The 2,950-nt window shown below is 67.0% G+C and carries 3 protein-coding genes; 2 read left to right on the plus strand and 1 reads right to left on the minus strand.

The window, feature by feature from the left end; translation table 11 throughout:
• Positions 1-758 (minus strand): glycoside hydrolase family 28 protein (locus AC1DU6_RS25545; protein WP_477860519.1); only part of this gene is annotated, 758 nt, incomplete at its 3' end.
• A 261-nt stretch (positions 759-1,019) separates the two neighbouring features.
• Here AC1DU6_RS25545 and kynB point away from each other — a divergent pair.
• Positions 1,020-1,661, plus strand: a complete 642-nt coding sequence (gene kynB, locus AC1DU6_RS25550) for an arylformamidase (protein WP_477860521.1) — start codon at positions 1,020-1,022, stop codon at positions 1,659-1,661.
• Positions 1,658-2,911 (plus strand): kynureninase, encoded by a 1,254-nt coding sequence (kynU, locus tag AC1DU6_RS25555; RefSeq protein ID WP_477860523.1) that lies wholly within the window; start codon positions 1,658-1,660, stop codon positions 2,909-2,911. Before kynB ends, kynU begins: the two co-directional genes overlap by 4 nt.
• Positions 2,912-2,950 lie beyond the last annotated feature (39 nt).

Genomic DNA, 2,950 nt, shown 5'->3' on the forward strand with positions numbered 1-2,950 from the left:
ATCGCATCGTCCCAGGGCGTATTCAGGCTGCAATTCGTGATGCGCACGTTGTTGCACCCGTCGATATCCATGCCGTCACGGTTGGTGTCGATGATCAGGTGGTCGATCAGCATATTGCCGCAGCCGGTTGCCAATATGCCGAAATGGCCGCCATGCAGGATCGAGAAATCGCGCAAGGTCACGTTGCTGCATTCGCGCAGCGCAATCGCCTTGTCGRCTTCGCCGGGCTGRTCCGGTTTGTCGGTGTAGTAGCCSGTGTAYTTGTCGTGSCCGCTGATCAAGCCTTTGCCRTGAATCAAGCCGCCGCCSAMGATGGCCACGTTRTTCAGGCCAATRCCCCAGATCAGGCTGTTTTGCCAGTGGCTGTGGCCGTAGTCCTGATAGTTGCCRCCGGCCTCGTTCGGCTCGGGCAGGTCGTAGCGCGCCACGCTGGCGTCAACCGCTTCGATCACCGCGCCAGCTTCCAGGTAGAGCGTGATGTTGCTCTTGAGCCGGATCGACGCCGACAGGTAGCGCCCCGGCGGGAAATAGACAGTACCCCCGCCCGCGGCCGCCGCGGCAGCAATGGCCGCATTGACCGCCGGCGAGTCGAGCGTGCGGCCATCGCCCTTGGCGCCGAAACGCCTGACGTCGAACAGCGAACTCGTTGGTATGGGCGGCGCTGCCAACGAGCAGGCCGGCAGCGCGGCAACGAGCGCAACGGCCCGTGCCAGGAAATGTCTGCGTATAGGTAGCAATGTAAATTTCTTGAACGCCACGGAACCGCACAGTCTTTGTCCGCGCGAACAATTCGACCAATGACTTATTCGCCCCGACCCATACGCATATTGACATCACCCGGCCCTGCTGCGCGGTTGCGATCAACCACCTGCCGTGCCGGCCGTCCATTCCACTTAAAACGGCATAAAGCCGCAGCTGCGAGAAGGTGCAGCGCCMAGGGCGGCTGCCGCGCCCGATTGACAGCCAGTTGGAATTAACCGACACCACACGGGCCGCTGCAACGCTAAGGTGCCGCCGCCATGAGCTCCAACCTCTCTCCCAGACTCTGGGACATCTCTCCCACCGTCGGCCCCGACGCGCCCATCTTCCCGGGCGACGAGCCCTACAGCCTGCGCTGGACGGCGCAGCTGTCGCCCGGCTGCCCAGTCAATCTCAGCGCCATCACGATGAGCCCTCACGTGGGCGCGCATGCCGATGCGCCGCTGCACTACACCAACGATGCGCCGGCTATTTCCGACGTGCCGCTGGACACCTATCTCGGCCGCTGCCGCGTCATCCACGCCATCGGCGCCGCGCCGCTGATCATGGTCGGGCATCTTCRGCACGCCGAAAACGACCTGCCGCCGCGCGTGCTGGTGCGTTGCTGCGACAAGGCCGACACGGTGTGGAACCCGGCCTTCACCGCCTACGCGCCCGAGGCCGTCGAATGGCTGGCCGCGCGCGGCGTGCGGCTGATCGGCATCGACACGCCGAGCGTGGACCCGGCCGACTCCAAGGTGCTGGACAGCCACCAGCAGCTGCGCCGCCACGACCTGCGCGTGCTGGAGAACCTGGTGCTCGACGACGTGCCCGAGGGCGACTACGAGCTGATCGCCCTGCCACTCAAACTACAAGGCGCCTGTGCCTCCCCGGTGCGCGCCGTCCTGAGGGAACTGCCATGAATCTCGATGATGCCAAGCGGCTCGATGCCGCCGACCCCCTGCGCAGCCTGCGCGAGCTGTTCACGCTGCCCGACGGCGTCACTTACCTGGATGGCAACTCGCTGGGCGCCCTGCCCCGCGCCACACCCGAGCGCATCCAGCGCGCGGTGGAGCAGGAGTGGGGTCAGGGCCTGATCAAGAGCTGGAACACCGCCGGCTGGATCGACCTGCCGCGCCGCCTGGGCGACCGGCTGGCGCCGTGGCTGGGCGCGCGCCCGGGCGAGGTGCTGGTGGCGGACTCGACCTCCGTCAATCTCTACAAGGTGCTGCATGCCGCGCTGCAACTGCAGCAGGGCAAGCGCAAGGTTGTCATCAGCGAGCGCAGCAACTTCCCCACCGACAACTACATCGCGCAGAGCGTGGTGCGGGCGCATGGCGGCGAGTTGATCCTGACCGAGCAGCCCGAGGACATCCCGCCGCTGCTGGACGAGCGCTGCGCCGTGCTGATGCTGACGCATGTGAACTACCGCACCGGCCGCATGCATGACATGGGTCTGCTGACGCGCTGGGCGCAGCAGGCCGGCGCGCTGGCCGTGTGGGACCTGGCGCACAGCGCCGGCGCAGTGCCCATCGACCTGCTGGGCAGCGCGGCGGACTTCGCCATTGGCTGCGGCTACAAATACCTGAACGGCGGCCCGGGCGCGCCGGCCTTCGTGTGGATGCACCCGCGCCACGAGGGCCAGGTGTGGCAGCCGCTGACCGGCTGGCTGGGACACGCCAACCCCTTCGATTTCGACAGCGAATACCAGCCCGCGCCGGGCATTCAGCAGTACCAGTGCGGCACGCCCGCGGTGCTGGCGATGACGGGGCTGGACACGGCGCTGGACGTGTACGACGCGGCGCAGAAGCTGGGCGGCATCAAGGCGCTGCGCAACAAGTCGCTGGCGCTGACCGAGGCCTTCATCGGTGGCGTGGAGGCGCGCGTGCCGGGCGCCGTCATTGCCACGCCGCGGGACTCGGCCATGCGCGGCTCGCAGGTGTCGTTTTCGCTGCCCGAGGGGATCGATGGCTATGCGGTCATGCAGGCGCTGATTGCCCAGGGCGTCATCGGCGACTTCCGCGCCGGCGACCCCGAGCTGCTGCGCTTCGGCTTCGCGCCGCTGTACAACGGTTTCGCCGATGTTGCGTGCGCGGTGCGGGTGCTGGGGGACATCCTTGACTCACGCTCCTGGGACGCGCCGCAGTTCACGTCTCGCTCGAAGGTGACTTGACCCACCCCCTACTCGCTTCGCGAGCCCCCTCAAGGGGGC

Source organism: Roseateles sp. P5_B10 (assembly GCF_056400485.1).

What these genes read in the sequence shown, in the direction of transcription:
- kynU (WP_477860523.1), top strand. Translation starts at nt 1,658, where the DNA reads ATGAATCTCGATGATGCCAAGCGGCTCGATGCCGCCGACCCCCTGCGC.